General features: G+C 52.8%; 11 protein-coding genes, 1 tRNA gene and 1 pseudogene. 12 read left to right on the top strand and 1 reads right to left on the bottom strand.

Annotated features, from left to right (window positions below; genetic code table 11):
* Nucleotides 1–115: 115 nt before the first annotated feature.
* Nucleotides 116–2,644 (bottom strand): tetratricopeptide repeat protein, encoded by a 2,529-nt coding sequence (locus IPH59_07670; protein MBK7091583.1) that lies wholly within the window; start codon nucleotides 2,642–2,644, stop codon nucleotides 116–118.
* Nucleotides 2,645–2,879: 235 nt separating this feature from the next.
* Between IPH59_07670 and IPH59_07665 the strand changes: the two genes are divergently transcribed.
* The 12 genes and pseudogenes from IPH59_07665 (at nucleotide 2,880) to IPH59_07610 (ending at nucleotide 18,623) form a co-directional block, all read left to right on the top strand.
* A tRNA-Sec gene (locus IPH59_07665) sits at nucleotides 2,880–2,972 on the top strand.
* Between the two features lie 12 nt (nucleotides 2,973–2,984).
* The gene (gene selA / locus IPH59_07660) at nucleotides 2,985–4,364 is read left to right on the top strand and encodes an L-seryl-tRNA(Sec) selenium transferase (GenBank protein MBK7091582.1); all 1,380 of its coding nucleotides are present in this window, start codon (nucleotides 2,985–2,987) and stop codon (nucleotides 4,362–4,364) included.
* Nucleotides 4,352–6,217 (top strand): selenocysteine-specific translation elongation factor, encoded by a 1,866-nt coding sequence (selB, locus tag IPH59_07655; protein ID MBK7091581.1) that lies wholly within the window; start codon nucleotides 4,352–4,354, stop codon nucleotides 6,215–6,217. The genes selA and selB overlap by 13 nt, the downstream gene beginning before the upstream one ends.
* On the top strand, nucleotides 6,208–7,719 hold the full coding sequence (locus IPH59_07650; protein ID MBK7091580.1) for an amidohydrolase: 1,512 nt from the start codon (nucleotides 6,208–6,210) through the stop codon (nucleotides 7,717–7,719). Before selB ends, IPH59_07650 begins: the two co-directional genes overlap by 10 nt.
* A gap of 116 nt (nucleotides 7,720–7,835) precedes the next feature.
* Nucleotides 7,836–10,073, top strand: a complete 2,238-nt coding sequence (locus IPH59_07645; GenBank protein ID MBK7091579.1) for a hypothetical protein — start codon at nucleotides 7,836–7,838, stop codon at nucleotides 10,071–10,073.
* A gap of 298 nt (nucleotides 10,074–10,371) precedes the next feature.
* On the top strand, nucleotides 10,372–11,667 hold the full coding sequence (locus IPH59_07640) for a nodulation protein NfeD (GenBank protein ID MBK7091578.1): 1,296 nt from the start codon (nucleotides 10,372–10,374) through the stop codon (nucleotides 11,665–11,667).
* Nucleotides 11,668–12,450 carry a slipin family protein gene (locus IPH59_07635; protein MBK7091577.1) on the top strand — a complete coding sequence of 261 codons (783 nt, stop codon included), beginning with the start codon at nucleotides 11,668–11,670 and terminating at the stop codon, nucleotides 12,448–12,450.
* Nucleotides 12,451–12,547: 97 nt separating this feature from the next.
* Nucleotides 12,548–13,534: an NAD(P)-dependent alcohol dehydrogenase gene (locus IPH59_07630; GenBank protein ID MBK7091576.1), complete on the top strand. Its 987-nt coding sequence runs from the start codon at nucleotides 12,548–12,550 to the stop codon at nucleotides 13,532–13,534.
* 299 nt (nucleotides 13,535–13,833) lie between these two features.
* Nucleotides 13,834–15,159: a glutamine synthetase gene (locus tag IPH59_07625; protein ID MBK7091575.1), complete on the top strand. Its 1,326-nt coding sequence runs from the start codon at nucleotides 13,834–13,836 to the stop codon at nucleotides 15,157–15,159.
* Nucleotides 15,160–15,161: 2 nt separating this feature from the next.
* Nucleotides 15,162–16,583 carry an Asp-tRNA(Asn)/Glu-tRNA(Gln) amidotransferase subunit GatA gene (gatA, locus tag IPH59_07620; GenBank protein MBK7091574.1) on the top strand — a complete coding sequence of 474 codons (1,422 nt, stop codon included), beginning with the start codon at nucleotides 15,162–15,164 and terminating at the stop codon, nucleotides 16,581–16,583.
* Nucleotides 16,580–18,016 carry an Asp-tRNA(Asn)/Glu-tRNA(Gln) amidotransferase subunit GatB gene (gene gatB / locus IPH59_07615; GenBank protein MBK7091573.1) on the top strand — a complete coding sequence of 479 codons (1,437 nt, stop codon included), beginning with the start codon at nucleotides 16,580–16,582 and terminating at the stop codon, nucleotides 18,014–18,016. Before gatA ends, gatB begins: the two co-directional genes overlap by 4 nt.
* Nucleotides 18,017–18,018: 2 nt before the next feature.
* Nucleotides 18,019–18,623: pseudogene (locus IPH59_07610) on the top strand (phosphoribosylglycinamide formyltransferase).
* The last annotated feature ends 1 nt before the right edge of the window (nucleotide 18,624 follow it).

Genomic DNA, 18,624 nt, shown 5'->3' with positions numbered 1-18,624 from the left:
GAGAAAATGTACCTATTTATTCCAAGATACATCGGTACGAATCAGGTAGCAAGTGTAAACTTGCTTGGAGCCGAACCAAACCTTCAGGTGTTCGGCCACTTGTGGCAGGATGGCGCTAAGACTTGCTGGCGGCGCTGTCCTCTGGAACCTCAGCGGGAGCTGAACCGCCCGATTTCGCGAGAATCGACTTCATTCTCGCTTCGAGTCTATCGGCTTCGGAATGATTTCCCAATTCGCGTTCGATGCCGATTAGGCCTTCAAGATCATCGGCGATTACTTCCGAATCGGGTCCGTAGATACCTTCGTCAATTGCGACGACGCGCAGCATCAAACGGCGCGCTTCCGGAAATTCACCAAGGGCAGAGCGAGCACTGGCAAGGTGATAAAGAGCCGTTGAGAGACTAATCGTGCCTGCTCCGTCGACGCCACCATGAATTGCGACTCCTTGAAGGAGCTCGGCAACAGCGCCTTTCGGGTCGCCGGACTGGAGTTTCAGCAGACCAAGGTTGGTGTAGCCCGCTCCGACATCGGGATGATCGGGACCGTGAATTGTGATCAGTGCCGCAAGCGCTTCTTCGAAGTAGGGGCGTGCGTCTGCGAACTTGCCCAGTTGTGAAAGCGTGATGGCAACATTGGCCAGCGCTTTGGCGACGAGTGGATGGGAATTGCCATAGATTTCCCGATAGATTTCCAAAGCTTGCTCGGCAGTTGTGTCGGCACGCTCCAGATTCCCCATCATTCCGCTGGCAATTGAGATATTGGTGAGAATATCGGCGGAGTGGTGGCTCCGTTCGCCGCGTACTTTTTTGGAAATCGGCAGCGCTCGATCGAGTATTTGAATTGCCGTGTCGGGCTGACCTGAGTTCATTTTGACCGAAGCCTGATTGTTAAGTAACGAGAGCATCTGGTTTTCATCGCCGGAGTTAGCTGAGTCGGCAAGAGCGAGAGCGCGATTGAGAATGCTGTCTGCCTGCCGCAGCTGACCCATCTCGCCATACATCCAACCGAGATTGCCAAGAACGTCAATGAGACGGGCAACGCCTCTGTCGCCGTGGGCTTCATATAGCGCCACAGCGGCAATGAATTGACTTTGCGCTTCCGCAGACTTGCCTTGACCTTGGAGAATTCGCGCAAGTAAGTGAGTGCCGGCTGCAATATCCATGTGGTCCGGTGGCAAATGTTGGCGACGAATTTCGAGTGAGCGTGCGGCAAGATCGTGGGCAGGTTCATTCAACCCCAGCCTTTGGTAGACCTCGGCAATAGTGTTCATCAGACGCGCCTGCAACACCGGCTCGCCGCTGAGTTCCGTCTCAATGCGTTTGGCGCCCTCGTCCATAATTGCTCTGGCGGTGATGGTCTCGCCGCGGGTGATTTCGGGATTAGAATTGCGGAACAGCTCGACCAAGAAGTTCGATGTTCGTTCGGCGGTGTTGGCTTCGCGTTGTGCGATTTTCTCGGCTTCCAGCGCGCGAGCGAGGTTTGCCTCGGAGCGGACGTAGAGCACGCTCATAGAAATCGCCGCAACAACTAATAATACCAACGCAGCTGCAGCAGTCGCGAAGAGCGGCTTGCGGCGCGAAATGAGTTTCTTCAGCTGGTACATTGTGCTGGGCGGTCGTGCCTGAATCGGCTGCGAGGTGAGGAATCTGCCGATGTCTTCTCCAAATGCTGCGGCTGTAGCATAGCGGCGATCGGGATCCTTTTCGAGAGCGGTTGCGGTAATTGTGGCAAGATCGGGATCGAGGCGGACGGAAGCGTTCCAAACCTCGGGCAATGGTCGCGGCGTTTGTTCGCAGATCACACGCACCGCCGAAAGTAGCGAGCCGGTATCGGTAGAGTAGGGACGCTTGCCCGTCAGAAGCTCGTAGAGGATTACACCCAAGGCGTATACGTCAGTTCGTACATCGATTTCATCGACTTCACCGCGTGCTTGTTCAGGCGCCATGTAGGGAAGAGTGCCTTTGATGACGCCGATTTCAGTGACTTGCGTGGCGGCGACGTCTTCTTCGGTAATTCGTGCCAGACCGAAGTCAAGAATCTTGACCATTGCCGGTACGGACATTTCTGACTCGGTTCCGATGGAAGGCGCATCTGTAACGATGAGATTGGAAGGTTTGAGATCTCGGTGAATGACGCCGCGCTGGTGTGCATAATTCACAGCTTCGCAAATCTGGCGAAAGAGACGCAGACGCGTTTCGATTTCGGCACGGTCGGGATTGACTGGGCGCTGTGCAAGCCAGGTTGAAAGAATCGGACCACGGACTAATTCCATTGCGAAGAAATGACGACCCTCGGCAGTGCGGCCAGATTCGTAGATTCTGCCGATGTTGGGATGATCGAGTCGCGCCAGAGTTGCGGCCTCGCGCTCAAACATCTTGAGTCGCATATCGTCGACTAACTCGACTCCACGGACGACCTTGAGAGCCACTAAGCGACGCGGGGACGGCTGTTCGGCTTCATATACTACACCCATTCCACCCTCGCCGAGAATGCCAATGATGCGATATCCGCCGATTTCGTTTGGTGCGGAAGCTCTCGGAGCAGATTTTGCTGAAGGATCTGAGGAGAGGACAGTCTTGTCCTTGTCGGCTTTGTTTTTGTCGGATTCGAATGTCGGATCGAGGTCCTGATTATTGTCGCTCATGAACTCCCTGCGAAGTCGCCCCCTGTGTTAGCTAATTACTGTGAAGTCAGGTGCCAATGTATACTTTATGCACCAATCATGTCAATTTAATATCAATTTGCCGAGCCGAAAGACTACTTTGACTATCCGATTTCATGTGGTACCCTGATGATGATGGAGTTGCATTGAAGGGCGAATATTTTGATGTAGAAACTCCCTGTGGAGAGTATATTGGCGGTCAACAGTTTATCCGCGCGGAAGAGGATGGGGCCCGGTGGCTCTCGCGGACTTCAACTCCGTTGGCGGGTGTTCGCACTCGCGGTGGGTTCGACTCCTACCCCTTCCGCCAAATGAAGGAATTGTGACAGAAAACAAGTTACGGTCATTACCATCCGTCGATCAAGTGCTCAATTCGAGCCAGCTTAAGACTGAGACCAATGAGCTGTCGCGTACGCTGGTGACGACGGTGGTGCGGGAAGTACTTGCTGAGTCGAGGAAAGCGCACAAGAAATCGAAGTCGACGCCAACTCTCGAAGAGATCATTGAAATTGTCAAAGCGCGTTGTCGCGTGTTGACAATGCGGCGGATTACCAGAGTCCTCAACGGGACGGGCGTATTGATTCACACCAACCTGGGACGTTCGCCGTTAGGCAGAGAACTGCTCGAGCGCGTGACTGAGCGGGTCCGCGGATACTCGACATTAGAGTTTGATCTTGAGAGCGGCAAACGGGGTCGGCGCGGAAGTTTCCTCGCCTATCTGCTGGCGCAACTTACCGGCGCTGAGAGCGCGATTGCTGTAAACAACAATGCGGCGGCGCTGTTTCTGATTCTCAACACATTTGCCAATAAGCGTGAAGTCGTGGTGTCGAGATCGGAACTCGTGCAGATCGGCGGGGGATTCCGGATACCGGATATTATTCGCCGCGCCGGCGCCAAATTGGTGGAAGTAGGCACGACCAATCAGACGACTTTGCGCGATTATCGCGATGCTATCACCGACAAGACGACGATGATTTTGAAAGTGCATCGTTCGAATTTTCATCTCGAAGGTTTCGTTGATGAAGTTGACGCCTTCAAGCTGGCGGAATTGGCAGAGAAGAAGAAACTGATTTCGGTGTATGATGTCGGATCGGGGGCGTATCACCAGACTGAGAAATTCAGTATGGAAGCTGAGCCGAATATTACGACTGCACTTAGATCGAAATCGACGCTGGTTTGCTTCTCAGCGGACAAACTTCTGGGAAGTACGCAGGGCGGTATCATAATCGGTGAAGAGAAGTACACATCAGAATTGCACTCCAACCCGATTTATCGCGCTCTGCGTCTCGACAAGCTAACGATGGCGCTTCTGGAAGAGACCGCGTTTGCGTACTTGCGAAAGGAAGACAGCACAATCCTCCCGTTGTGGCGGCAGATTCGCACGTCGGTAGCGGAATTGCAGGCAAGAGCGGAACTGATCCAAAAGGCGCTGTTGCAGCACGGCGTGAATGCAACGATTCGCAAGTCACAAGCGACACCGGGTGGTGGTTCGCTTCCGGGAGGAGCGATTGAGTCCGTTGCGATTGTTTTGACTCCACGCGTGAAACCGACAGAGCTGACAAGAATGTTGCTTGATGCCAACCCGCCGCTGGTGGGGTACATCGAGAAACAGGAATTTTATATCGATCTGCGCACCATTGATCCAAGCGAGGATGCGGAATTGATCGCTGTTCTCGCAAATATCGCCTCATGTTTACAATAGCCACCGCGGGGCACATAGACCACGGAAAATCTTCGCTCGTTCGCGCCTTGACCGGAATTGACCCGGATCGTTTGCCGGAAGAAAAAGAGCGGCAGATGACAATCGAATTGGGGTTCGCGCATTTCCGGCTATCCGGCGGCGAAGAGATCGGCATCATCGATGTCCCCGGGCACGAGCGATTTATCAAGACGATGATCGCCGGGGTCGGCGCTTTGGATTTGGTGATGTTTGTCATTGCCGCTGATGACGGCTGGATGCCGCAGTCGGAAGAGCATCTGGCAATACTACGTTATCTTGGCGTGGAGCGCGGTCTTATCGTGCTGACCAAGGTCGATCTGGTGGAAGACGAGTGGAGAGAAATGGTCAAGGCTGATTTGCGCAATCGCACAACCGGGACCTTCTTGGAGGGTTGCCCGATCATTGAATTCTCGGCGACCGACAATCGTAATCTCGAAGTGATTTTCGGTACAGTTGAAGAGATGTTGAGGACGACATTGCGGACACTGCCGGCGAGATCGACGCGCCTGTATGTCGACCGTAGTTTTAGTGTTGCCGGAACGGGCACAGTGGTAACCGGCACGCTGCGTGAGGGGAATCTCTCGATTGGACAGGAGCTGTATCATCATCCATCTGGAGCAAAGACCAAAGTACGCAGTCTGGAGAGTTTCTATGCACAGTTGGAAACTGCTCCGCCGGGAATTCGATTGGCAGTAGGGTTACAGGCGCTCGATCGAGGGCAAATCCAGCGTGGTGACTTGCTTTACACTCCGCAAAATCTCGAGTCGGCAAGTTGTGTGACTATTCGGCTGAGTGTTGAGCCAAAGGTAGCGCGCTATCTCAAGAACAATCGCGATGTGGTTCTACTGCATGGGACATCTGAAGCAGAAGGCAAACTCATGCTCCCGCCGGAACCTATTGCGCTTGATGATGGATCGCTGGTGGCTGTGCTTAAGTTGTCTACGCCGGTCGTCTGCAAAATCGGAGATCGATTCATACTTCGACTGCCGACGCCGTCGCTTCTGATCGGCGGCGGGTTTGTTGCAGATTTCAGGAATGGCGAAATAGATCGTCGCGACAAGAAGATGTGGGCGCTGGCGCGACAAGCGTCTTCGCTAAAGGTTGAAGATTTGATTGCAGTGCAACTAAGGGAGAAGAGCCTGATTCGCGATGGCGAATTGCTTTTCCAGTCGTTGATTCCGGAAACTGAAACTAGTGCTGCGATCACCCGCATGTTAGCTGAAAAGACCGTGTTAAAGCGGGACGATTTCCTAATACTCAAAAGTGTCTGGGATGAAGCGCAAGCTGCGATCTTGTCGCAGGTGAAGAACTTTCACGACAGCAATCAGCATCTGGCTTCAATGTCGCTGGCGGAACTGACTTCGCGCCTTGCGTTACCGAGTCAACTGGTCGATTTTGCGCTGTCATCGTTAGTCGCATTGGGCAAACTGCAACGGCACGAATCTGGAGTGAAACTGGCGGAATATTCGGCCGGATTAAGTTCGGAGTTGGAATCAATCAAACAGCGCATCTTCGAACTGCTTGCAGAAAAATCGGGCGGAGTGGCATCGCGCGATGACATCAATGCTCTGGACAAAGAGGCAAAAAAAGTTTACGCGTATTTGAAGCAAAATGCACTAATTGTTGATGTTAGCGGCAGCGTCTATAAGAAAGAATATTACGAAGCGCTGGTCGCCGTAATTGTCGCGGCGTTGCGGGAGCGCGGGAAGATCACTGTCGCCGAAGTGCGCGATATCACCGGTACCTCGCGCAAGGTAGTGCTGCCGGTGTTGGAAGAACTTGACCGCAAGCGAATTACGCGGCGCGAAGGAGACTATCGATACCTATGCGAATGAACCATACACCAACATTATTATTCGGCGGCCGCATTTACACGATGGAAAGCAAACAGCCGCTGTGTGACGCGATGATCATCCGCGACGGGCGCATTGCGTGGTTGGGTACAGCAGGAGACTTGTCAGCGATTCCCAGTGGTCACTATGAGATGATCGATCTCGATGGGCGCACGATATTCCCGGGGTTCATCGATTCGCACACGCATGTTGTGTTTTGGGCGCTGTCGCGGACACAGATTGATCTTGATGGAGCAACTTCGTACGAGGATGCTCTCGGGCGCATACGGCGGCATTTGAAATCTCATCCTGCCCGCAGAGGCTCGTGGATTACCGGCAAAGGTTGGAAAAAGGAACAGTGGAAGTCAATTCGCTGGCCGCACAAACGGGACCTTGATAAACTCGTGCCGGATCGACCGGCAGCAATTTACTCAAAGGACGAACATCAGACTTGGGTGAATTCGCGTGCGCTGGAAATCGCTGGGATCACGCGCGATAGTATCGATCCAGTCGGCGGCGAGATAATGCGCGACGCTGACGGCGAGCCCAATGGAATTCTCAAAGACCACGCAGACAAACCGGTGTGGGATAAGTACGTTCCGCCCTCGGTCCGCGAGATGAAGCCGCTTGTAGAATCGGGATTTGAAGAGATGTACCGTCAGGGGTGCGTCGGTGTAACCTCGTTCGATCAGCTCAATGGATTTGATGTATTGCAGTCGCTGGAAGCGGAAAAGCAACTTCCAATCAAAGTTGTCTACTACCTGCCGGTCGCGTTTCTCGAGGACGCCATTAGACTCAAGTTGCGATCGGGATTCGGGTCACAGCGCTTGTCAATCGGAGGTGTGAAGATTTTCTCTGATGGCGCACTCGGTTCGCAGACTGCGTTGATGCTCAAACCGTTCAAGGGATCGAAATCAAATATCGGTATCGAGGTGACGTCACCGAGCGATTTGAAGCGTCTGGTTGCACTGGCGACGAAGGCAGGGCTGGCCTGCGCGATTCACGCCATTGGCGATCGCGCAAATCGCAATGTGCTTGACGCTTATGAAGCGGTCGGCAAGCATGCTTCGCGCAAACACCGGCACCGCATTGAACATTGTCAGATACTCGACAAGCGCGATTTGCCGCGATTTGCGAAGTTGGGAGTGATTGCTTCGGTACAGCCGAGCCACGCCACAGCCGATATTGATATAATGAAACGATACTTAGGCGAGCGGCAAAAGACAGTTACCGAATGCGCTCACTGTTCAAGTCCGGTGCCACCCAATGCTTTGGATCGGATGCGCCAATCGAAGAACTTCATCCGCTGCATGGGATTTATGCCGCCGTCACCGGCAAGCGCATTGGTGGGAAGACTGCCTACAGCCGCACCGAAACAGTGTCGGTTGAGCGGGCGATCCGCGGATTTACAATTGAGGGTGCGCGCGCCGTCGGTGATGAGGCAAACCGCGGGAGTCTTGCAGTTGGCAAGTGCGCAGACTTTGTCGTGCTTGACCGAAACCTGATGCGCTGTTCGAGCGAGCAAATTCTCGACACCAAAGTTGTCGCGACATACATTGACGGTGAGTTGAAATATTCCGGGAATGGATTTCCTGAGTAACAAGTCGAAGAGGGATTGAATATGCGAAGACTGATTTTAATTTCTGCGTTGAGCTTGCTGTGGGCGGCTGTGTTGAGCGCGCAACCGGTGACCAAGCTGTACATTCCGTCCGGCACCGGGAGCAATGTAACGACCGTGTACGGATTGGAGTCGGGGTCGGTGATTAACCGGATTTCCGGCGCGTTTGAAGTTGGTATCGCTTCTGCAAACGCCGATGCGTCGGAGATTTGGCTCTTTGGCGAGCACAGCACCTATTGCTATGTCATCAACAGTATCAGCGACCGCATTGTCCGTACGATTGACCTGACGATTATGGCGACAGATGTGGCATTCACCGCCGACGGCAAGTATTGCTTTGTCGTCGGAACAACATCAGACAAACCCGGTAACTCCGTGATGGCGATTGACTGCACGACGAAAGAGCCTCTCTATAGTGTCGGCGGATTTGCATCGCCTTCTGCAATCGTCACAACGCCCGATTCGAAATTCTTCTACGTATCGCTATTCAATGACGGAACCGTCGCCAAAGTGTCGGTGCCGAGCTTCCAGCTTGTGAAGACGATCGATGTTGGACCGGAGCCGGTTGATCTTGCAATCAGCGCGGATGGCAAGCTGGTTTTTGCCGCCTGCCAAGGACTCGATAGTGGACGACGCGGCGGTTCGCAGGTGGCGGTTATCGATACCGAAAGTGACAAGTTGTTCTGGATATTCAACGATGTCGGGCGTGGTCCGCAATCTATCAGTGTCTCGCCCGACGTGACGCGGATGGTGCTCGCGTATCATCAAGCCCAGACACATCCGCAAGTAAACGTGCGCGTCTATCACATGGCTCGCTCAGGTGACCAGTTTGAATTGACAGCCGCAGAGGGATTCCTTCACGGAGCGTCACCGGCGCATGGATTGGTATTCAACAAGGGTGCCTATTGGATTGGCAGCGACAAGACCGCAGGACCAGTGTTGGTCAATCTTACCGACGAAAGCAGCAAGAATTTTGGCGATGCTATTGAAGGAGCGATACCGCTTCAAGTCGGTGCAGTGCAGGTCGATGTCGATGCGCAGATTCGCGAATTAGAAGCCGCGATGGCGACTTCGCTGGATTCCAATTCGATTGCCGACAGCTATCTTGATCTCGCGTATCTCTATGCCACTGCGGGCCGAAAGAATGAAGTCGTCGCAACCTACAACAAAGTGATTTCGCTTCACCCACTGAGCCTTGCGGCAATCACTGCCGGTGCAAGGATGGGGGATATCACTTATGAAGAGAAGCTATTCGGGCAGACGGCAGAATACAGCATGCGTGCGTTGGACAACTACGCTGATTTCCTGATGTCTTCGGCGGACAAACGCCAGCCCCAACAATATGACATTTTGAACGCATTGAATCGCCTTGCCGAATTCGACAAAGAGTATCAGAAGGATTATCTGAAACGTCTAGCCGAGAAGTATCTGAAGGTGTCGGCGCAGAATCCAATTCTGGCGGAGTTGTTTTTCACTCTTGGATATAACCTGCAATTGCAAAATGAAACCAAACTTGCGAAGCGATGCTTCGTCGAGTCAGAAGCGCAGGTTGCGACGATACAAGATCGCATGGCGATGCTATCACTGTCGGCGCGGCTGGCACTAGCGACTGGCAATGCAGCCGCGTTTTACAAGATTCGTGATCGCAAGGACGACATTGTGATGGATGGCAATATCGAAGAATGGCAGAAACAGAAAGCGTTGACACTAACCGGTGACGGCGGGTATGTCTACGGTCCAGCACTGTGGTCGGGAGTCAATGACTTGTCGGCGTCATTCTATGTTGCTGCTTCGAAAGAATTCCTTTACATCGCCGGCAACGTCATTGATAACACGTTGCTGTCATTTCCCGACGGTAAGAATGACGGCGTGACGTTCTACTTGGATATGCGCCAGGAAGCGGGAAGCTATTTTACTCGTAGCGGCGCATGTGGCGATGGATGCTTTACTGTCACTGTGAACGCACTACCGCGCGCCAATCTCAAAATGAACGTAGCGGCAGCATATGAAATCGCAGGACAGCAATCGGCAACGGGGTTCAGCTTCGAGGCGAAGATCCCGCTGGCGGCATTTGGCAAGCGGTACACACCGCAGACTAAGCGCGTTGGTCTTGGGATTGAAATCGTGGACTACGATACTGCTGACAATTCAGGTTTGGTGAAGTCGTTGGGCTTTTTGCTGCCGACGCGCGAGCCGCTGGGACCGGTTGATCCGAATCTGTTTGGCGTGGCGGAGTTTTAGATACAGTTCGCGGGACGCCTGCTCTTTGGTAGGGCAGGTCTCCTTTCTGGAAGTTGATTGGGATTTTGGAGCAAGTCGACAGAGACCTGCCAATTTCCTTGCAGAAGTACTCCGAATGATTGCAGGGCTCCAGCGAATGTACTCCTGAATACACGCGTTTTCTGCAATGAGACCTGCCCTACGACAGCAGACAAAGTGGGCGCGTGTATCACAATCCAGTACACTGATTTTAGTTGACCTTAATTGCTACTTTCCTCAGATTACAACATTGCAAGCTACGTATATAAGGTGAGGTGAAATGATGAAACTTCGTGTAACGATTGTCGCGCTTTTCGCCGCACTCCTGTTGTTGACCAGCTTTACGCAGGCAGCCGTTGTCAAGGTCATGACGGTTGATGGCGCTATCGGGCCGATTACTCTCAAACATGTCGAACGCGCGATCAAAATCGCGGAGGATGAACAGGCTGCGGCTTTGGTCGTCAAGCTCAACACACCGGGCGGTGTGATGGAAACCACTCTGCGCATCACGACGGCGTTCATGAATTCCAAGGTGCCGATCATTGTCTGGGTTGCGCCATCGGGAGGACGAGCGGCATCGGCGGGTGTGTATATCACCTATGCCGCGCACGTGGCGGCGATGGCATCGTCGACCAATATCGGTTCGGCAACGCCGGTGACAATGGGCGGCGAGCAAATGGATTCGGCAATGGTGAAGAAGGTCGTCAATGACGCTGTCGCAAACTTGCTCGGGTCGGCAGAGAAACGTGGACGCAACAAGACTTGGGTTGAGCGAGCCGTTCGCGAGGGCGCGAGCATTGCGTACTATGAAGCGGTCGATTCGAATATCGTCGATTTCATTGCTGAGGACCTCGAGGAGTTACTGACAAAGGCAGATGGAATGGTCGTGACGATGCCGGAGAGCGAAGACACGCTTCGATTGGCGGGCGCTACACACGAGGAAATCGAGAAGACGTTTTCGGAGTCAGTACTTGAAGTTCTCACCAGTCCGAATATCATCTTCATACTGTTTTCGCTGGGTACACTGGGGCTCGCAATCGAGCTATATAATCCGGGCGCGATCTTGCCCGGTGTTGTCGGTGCAATTTGTCTGATTATTGCCTTATATGCTATGCAAACCTTACCAATCAATTATGCGGGGCTGGCGCTGATTGTGCTGGCCGTCGTCTTGTTCCTGCTAGAAATTAAAGTCACGAGCTACGGCATGCTCACCGTAGGAGGAGTCATCTCACTGGTGCTGGGGGGGCTATTCTTGATCGATAGTCCGGAACCGGCGCTCAGGGTGTCGTTGAGTGTGATTATCACGATCACAATTTGCATCGGTGGGTTCCTCGTCTTGGTTGTCGGAGCGATTGTCGCGCGCAAGAAGCAGGTCTTGACGGGATTCGAGGGAATGGTCGGGCAGATTGGCAAGGTGTCGGAGCGGATTGAAAGCGAAGGCATGGTGTATGTCGCGGGAGCCCTATGGAAGGCTGTTGCGGACGAAATCATCGAGAAGGATGAGCCGGTAACGATCTTGTCGGGACACAATCAGATTTTGAAAGTGGCTAAAGTCTCAACTCCCAGGGAGGGATAAATGTTTGCAGGTGCAGTTCCGTTAATTGTTGTCGTACTCTTCGCATTATTCATCCTCATGAATGCGATTCGGATACTTCAGGAGTATGAGCGCGGCGTGATTTTCCGGCTTGGCCGCATGATCGGTGTCAAGGGCCCCGGTTTGATTCTGCTAATACCATTGGTTGACCGCATGGTCAAGGTGTCGCTGCGGACTTACACGATGGACGTACCGCCGCAGGACGTCATTACTCGCGACAACGTCACGCTGAAGGTCAACGCTGTCGTCTATTTCCAGGTGATGGAACCACAAAAGGCGATTGTCAATGTCGAGGATTATTTCTATGCGACGTCGATGATTGCCCAGACCACATTGCGCTCGGTGCTGGGACAGGTAGATCTGGATGATCTGCTTTCAGCGCGCGAATCGATTAACAAGAGATTGCAGAAGATTATCGACGATCAGACCGAGCCGTGGGGCGTGAAGGTCACTGTCGTCGAAGTCAAGAACGTCGACTTACCGCAGGAGATGACCCGCGCAATCGCCAAGCAGGCAGAAGCCGAACGCGAACGCCGTTCCAAGGTCATTCATGCCGAGGGCGAATACCAGGCGGCGCAGAAGCTCGCCGACGCCGGCAAGGTGATGGAGACCTCGAGCTATACGCTGCAGTTGCGTTACTTGCAGACATTGACCGAGGTCGCAACCGAGAAGAATTCGACGTTGATGTTCCCGTTCCCGATAGATTTGTTCACGCCATTTATTGATCATTATCGCAAGATGGCGGCGAAGGAGATCAAGGAGTAGGGGACCAGAAACTTGACGATGTCGGGTTCCGCACTTCGTTGGGAACCCGACCTACAAACTGCCTACTAAATCCGAATTCATTCCTCGGAGTTACTGTCTGAAAGCAATTGTACGCACCAAATACGGATCGCCGGATGTACTGGAACTGCGCGAGATTGATAAGCCCATTCCAAAGGACAATCAGGTACTTGTGAAAGTCTGTGCGGCGTCGGTCAACCCGCTTGACTGGCATCTTCTGCGCGGTGAGCCGTTTTTGATTCGGCTGATGGGATTTGGAATTCTTACGCCGAAACAACAACTGCTCGGAACCGACATTGCCGGACGCATAGAGGCCGTAGGCAAGGATGTGACCAAGTTCAAGGTGGGCGATGCGGTGTTTGGTGCCGGAACGGCAGGATTCGCAGAATACGCATGCATGCGTGAAGATAAGTTGGTGTCGAAACCGGCAAACCTCACATTCGAGCAGTGTGCCGCCGTACCGGTCGCAGGAATCACGGCTCTGCAAGGCTTACGCGATCACGGAAAAATCCAGTCGGGGCAAAATGTGTTGATCAACGGCGCATCGGGAGGCGTGGGCACATTTGCGGTGCAAATCGCCAAGGCGCTTGGTGCTCAAGTGACGGGTGTTTGCAGCACGAAGAATCTGGAGTTGGTCCGGTCGATTGGCGCCGACCATGTGATCGACTATACGAAAGAAGATTTCTGGAAGAGCGGAAAACAGTACGATCTGATTCTCGACAACGCAGCATTTCAATCCATCAGAGAATCACTGCGCGCACTGACACCAAATGGGATCTATGTCATGGTCGGCGGCGATTCCTCGTCTAGCGCAAGTGTCTTGCTCTCACTGATTGTTAATCCCGTGATTGCTTTGATCGCGAAAAGAAAGCTCGTCTCGTTCATGGCGAGAATTAAGCAGTCAGATTTGGAGATCTTAAAAGAGCTCTTGGAGTCCGGCAAAGTTGTGCCGGTCATAGAACAGAAGTATTCCTTGAGCGAGGTTCCGGAAGTAATCCGCTTTGTTGAAAAAGGGCATATGCGGGGGAAGGCGATAGTAGCTGTGGGTAGTGGCAGTTTGTGGTAGGTCCTTAAATCACCGCGCGCCGGTGTTAATGCGAGCCCTCCTATTCTCGATTGAACTGGTCTACATTCCCAAAATCGTACATCACCCAAAGCTAATCTCGGCGGCATCCTTTGACGTACTATGGACTAATTGGCGCATTGCTGACAATTTTTCTTGTGTAGAGTAAAGAAATCTATATTGTTTAGCGCTTTCTGGGATTGTGGATTTCAGCACACCAGGGAGTCCAGCCAATTCCAAGATTCATTTGACAGCGAAAATTCGAACTCATTAATTGCCAACTTCTATTTAAGGAGAAATGGATGACATATACCGCCGAGCAAATTACCAAGCTGATGGACAAGGAGAAGGTGAAGTATATTCGCATTTACTTTACCGACGTCCTCGGCACACTCAAGGGCATGTCGATTACGCGCAGCGAAATCGACGAAGTGCTTGAGAATGGTCAGGGCTTCGACGGATCTTCGATCGAAGGATTTGCCCGTATCGAAGAATCCGATTTGAGCGCCCGCCCCGATCTATCGACGTTCAGAATTTTCCCGTGGGATATCGCGGGCGAGAGAGTCGCGATGATGTTTGCCGATGTGCAGACACCGACTGGTGAACCGTACAGCGGCGACCCGCGCCAGATTTTGCGCCGCGTGCTCAAGAAAGCCGCCGACATGGGCTACACTGCCTACATCGGGCCGGAGTTGGAATTTTTCTATTTCAGACAAAATGGCACGCCGGAGACGATTGATTCGTCGGGATATTTCGATTACGGCACTATCGATCAGGGCGCAAGAGTCCGCAAGAAAACCGTTGTCGCTCTGGAGTCAGTCGGCATTCAGGTCGAATGTTCGCATCACGAAGTTGCGCCGTCACAGCACGAAATCGATTTGAAGTACTCCGATGCACTGAAGATGGCGGACCAAGCGATGATTTATCGCATGATCGTCAAAGAAGTCGCGCTGGAGAACGGTATTTTTGCAAGCTTCATGCCGAAGCCGTTGTTCGGCCAAAACGGTTCGGGAATGCATTGTCATCAGTCGCTCTTCAAGGGCAGCAATAATGCGTTCTTCTCGAAGACGGGCGAGTATCATCTCTCCGACACTGGACGTTCATACATCGCTGGTCTACTGAAGCATGTGAAGGAATTTACGCTGGTGACGAATCAGTGGGTGAACTCGTACAAGCGCCTAGTGCCGGGCTACGAAGCGCCGGTCTACATTTCGTGGGGACAGCGCAACCGTTCGTCGCTGGTGCGCATACCGATGTATCGCTACGGCAAAGAGAAGGCGACCCGCGTCGAGTTGCGGTCACCCGATCCGGCCTGCAACCCGTATCTGGCGTTCGCCGTGATGCTGGCGTCAGGTCTCGAAGGAATCAAGAACAAGTATGAACTTGGCAATCCGGTAGAAGAGAACATCTTCCACATGGACGACGCCCAGCGCAAGAAGAAGAAGATTGATTCGCTTCCGGGAACGCTGGAATCGGCGATTGAGCTTTTCGAGAACTCCAAGCTGATGAAGGAAACGCTCGGCGACCACATTCACGGCAGTCTAATTGCCAACAAGGTGAAGGAGTGGGACCAGTATCGTATCCAAGTCAGCAACTACGAAATCGAACGCTTCTATCCGATTCTGTAGGAATGGACTCCGCGCTTGATTTGCAGCGGCGAATAGCTGCGGGGGAGATTTCTCTCGAAAGCTACTATGAAACGCTGTTAAGCGAGTGCGTAAGCGCGAAAGCGCGATTCAATTGTCTGACTGCCATCACCAATCAGTTGGCGATGGCTACTGTCGAACGATTGAAGACTAATTTGAAGAATGACAGGCCGAAGGGAAAACTCTTCGGCCTGCCTGTTGTAGTCAAGGACAACATCTGCTTGCGCGACTACCCGACGACGTGTGCCTCGAAAATCCTCGAGAACTTCGTTCCGCCCTATAATGCAACCGTAATCGATCGGCTGATTGCTGAAGATGCGGTGATTATCGCCAAAGCCAACATGGACGAGTTTGCGATGGGATCATCGAATGAGAACTCGGCATTTGGTCCGGTGCTCAATCCGCATGATTCAACGCGGATTCCGGGAGGATCATCGGGCGGATCGGCGGTCGCCGTTGCTGCGGGTTTGACACCGATTGCGCTTGGTTCCGATACCGGCGGTTCGGTGCGCCAACCAGCGGCACATTGCGGCGTGGTGGGACTCAAACCGACATATGGCGCAGTGAGCAGATATGGGCTGGTGGCGTATGCGTCGTCGCTCGACCAGATTGGACCGTTGGCAAGCGATGTCGAATCAGCGGCGTTGTTGTATAGCGTGATTGCGGGGCACGATCCGAAGGACTCGACTTCTGCGCAGATTACAGCGGTGGATCATCAAAGTGAAATGCAGAAGGGCATAAAGGGGCTGCGGATCGGATTACCGCGAGAGTATTTTGGCGATGGACTTGATAACGAGATACGCTCTTCCATTCAGTCGATGATTGCGAAACTGAAATCCGAAGGCGCCGAGTTTATTGATGTGTCACTGCCGCATACGGAGTATGCGATCGCGACATATTACATCATTGCCGATGCGGAGGCTTCCTCGAATCTTGCACGGTATGACGGCGTCAAGTACGGCCTGCGGGCGAAGAATGAAGACTTGATTTCGATGTATACGAACACGCGCCACGAAGGATTCGGCGCGGAAGTCAAGCGTCGGATCATGCTCGGAACGTATGTGTTGTCGGCGGGATACTATGATGCGTACTACCAGAAAGCGATGAACGTACGGAGCATCTTAAAGCAAGAATTTGCTGATGTGTTCAAAGTCGTGGATGTTCTTCTGACTCCGACAACACCAACGACTGCGTTCAAAATTGGCGAAAAATCGAATGATCCGTTGGAGATGTATCTTTCAGATATCTACACTGTCAGCGCAAATCTCGCAGGCGTTCCGGCGATGTCGGTGCCGATCGGAAAGGACGGCAAGAATCTTCCGATTGGATTGCAGTTGACAGCCAAGCACTTTGACGAAGCAGTTTTGTTTCGAGCCGGCAAGACAGTGGAAAGACTCGCGAAATGAACTACGAAGCTGTAATCGGGCTCGAAGTTCATGCGCAACTTCTGACCACTAGCAAAATCTTCTGCGGATGTTCAGCGAGCTTCGGCCAAGAACCAAACAGTGCCACGTGTCCGGTGTGTCTCGGATTGCCGGGAGCATTGCCGGTGTTGAACAAACGGGCAGTGGATTTTGCACTTAAGATGATTCTCGCTGTTGGCGGCGAAGTGGGCAAGCAATCGGTCTTTGCACGGAAGAACTATTTTTATCCAGACCTGCCCAAAGGGTATCAAGTCTCACAATACGACAAGCCGATTGGGGTCGGCGGCGCGATTAGCTTCATTGATGGTGGGATTGGGAAAAGCGTCAATCTGACGCGAATTCACCTTGAAGAAGATGCCGGAAAATCTCTGCATCCGGAGAATACGTCGCAGGACTACACGCGCGTCGATGTCAACCGCTGCGGGACGCCTTTGATTGAGATCGTATCTGAGCCTGAGATTCGCACGCCGCATGAGGCATTTCTGTATCTGCACTCACTCAAGCAAATTGTCGAGTATCTCGGCATCTGCGATGGCAATATGGAAGAGGGATCGTTGCGCTGTGATGCCAATGTCAGCATTCGTCCTGTTGGTGAAACAACGCTCGGCACCAAGACGGAGGTGAAGAATCTCAATTCGATACGCGGCGTTGAGCGAGCGATAACTTATGAAATTGGCAGACAGATCGCGGTTGTGTCCTCCGGTGGCAAGGTTGTCCAGCAGACATTGCTATACAACGATGCCGACGGCAAGTGTTATCCAATGCGGTCGAAAGAGCAGTCGCACGACTACCGCTATTTTCCCGATCCCGATCTGGTGACATTGACCGTAGACGCTTCGTGGATTGACAGAATTGCTGCCTCGCTTCCTGAATTGCCGATGGCACGCCGCGAAAGATTCGTGAGCGTGTATGGAATACCGGCTTATGACGCGGAGGTTCTGACCACCACCAGCCAATTGGCGGATTACTTCGAGGCGGTCGTGAAGGAATGTGCGGACGCCAAGTTGGCATCAAACTGGATTATGACCGAGGTGCTGGCGCGGCTCAAGGATCAACATATTGATGTTTCCAAGTTTGCGATTTCTTCACAACGGCTGGGCCGATTGATTGGCAAAATCAAGTCTAAGGCAGTTACCGGCAAAATGGCGAAGGACTTGTTTGAGTTGATGTTAAGCGACAGCCGCGATCTGGATGCGATCATTTCCGAGAAAGGGCTTGCTCCGGTAACCGATTCCGGCGATCTTGAAAAACTGATCGACAAGATTATTGGCGATCATCCCGACGAAGTTGCCCGATATCGCGAGGGCAAAACGAAGTTGTTTGCATTCTTCGTCGGTCAACTTATGAAGGCGACACAGGGGAAGGCCGACCCAGAGACAGCCGGGGCGCTGTTGAAGGCGCGGCTCGATAGATAACAATGAAGCAACATCTCCGCATTGCGGTTTTTGCATCACACGGCGGCTCAAATCTCCAGGCACTAATTGACGGTTGCGCTTCGGGGCAAATCGACGCGGAAATCGTGCTTGTCGTATCCAACAACAGCAAGTCGTTTGCGCTAGAACGCGCGCGCAATCATCACATCGATACCCTGATCATGACAAATTCGGCATTTGCAACGCCGGAAGCTTATGCCGAAGAGCTTGCTTCGCAACTGGCGCGCCGCAACGTGAATCTCATCTGCCTCGCTGGCTACATGAAAATGATTCCTAAACGCATCATCGAAAAGTACCGTAATAGGATTATCAACATCCACCCGGCGCTGCTGCCGAAGCACGGCGGCAAGGGGATGTTCGGCATCCACGTGCACGAATCCGTGATTGCCGCAGGTGAGAAGGAGACCGGAGTTACGATACATCTCGTCAATGAGGTGTATGACGACGGCCGGATTCTCGCGCAGAAAAAGTGCAGGTTCGCGACGGTGACACGCCGCAAACATTGCAAGAACGAGTATTGGAATTGGAACATCAGTTATATCCCGAGACGGTGGGAAAGATCGCATCGGGAGAAATTTCATTGGAGTGAA

Source organism: bacterium (assembly GCA_016708315.1).
Taxonomy (GTDB): domain Bacteria; phylum Zixibacteria; class MSB-5A5; order CAIYYT01; family CAIYYT01; genus JADJGC01.
This window is presented reverse-complemented; position numbering and strand designations above follow the sequence as displayed.

Coding starts and splice junctions, on each gene's coding strand:
- IPH59_07635 (MBK7091577.1), top strand. CDS start 11,668: ATGTTTGCAGGTGCAGTTCCGTTAATTGTTGTCGTACTCTTCGCATTA.
- selB (MBK7091581.1), top strand. CDS start 4,352: ATGTTTACAATAGCCACCGCGGGGCACATAGACCACGGAAAATCTTCG.
- IPH59_07650 (MBK7091580.1), top strand. CDS start 6,208: ATGCGAATGAACCATACACCAACATTATTATTCGGCGGCCGCATTTAC.
- IPH59_07625 (MBK7091575.1), top strand. CDS start 13,834: ATGACATATACCGCCGAGCAAATTACCAAGCTGATGGACAAGGAGAAG.
- gatB (MBK7091573.1), top strand. CDS start 16,580: ATGAACTACGAAGCTGTAATCGGGCTCGAAGTTCATGCGCAACTTCTG.
- IPH59_07645 (MBK7091579.1), top strand. CDS start 7,836: ATGCGAAGACTGATTTTAATTTCTGCGTTGAGCTTGCTGTGGGCGGCT.
- IPH59_07670 (MBK7091583.1), bottom strand. CDS start 2,644: ATGAGCGACAATAATCAGGACCTCGATCCGACATTCGAATCCGACAAA.
- IPH59_07640 (MBK7091578.1), top strand. CDS start 10,372: ATGATGAAACTTCGTGTAACGATTGTCGCGCTTTTCGCCGCACTCCTG.
- gatA (MBK7091574.1), top strand. CDS start 15,162: ATGGACTCCGCGCTTGATTTGCAGCGGCGAATAGCTGCGGGGGAGATT.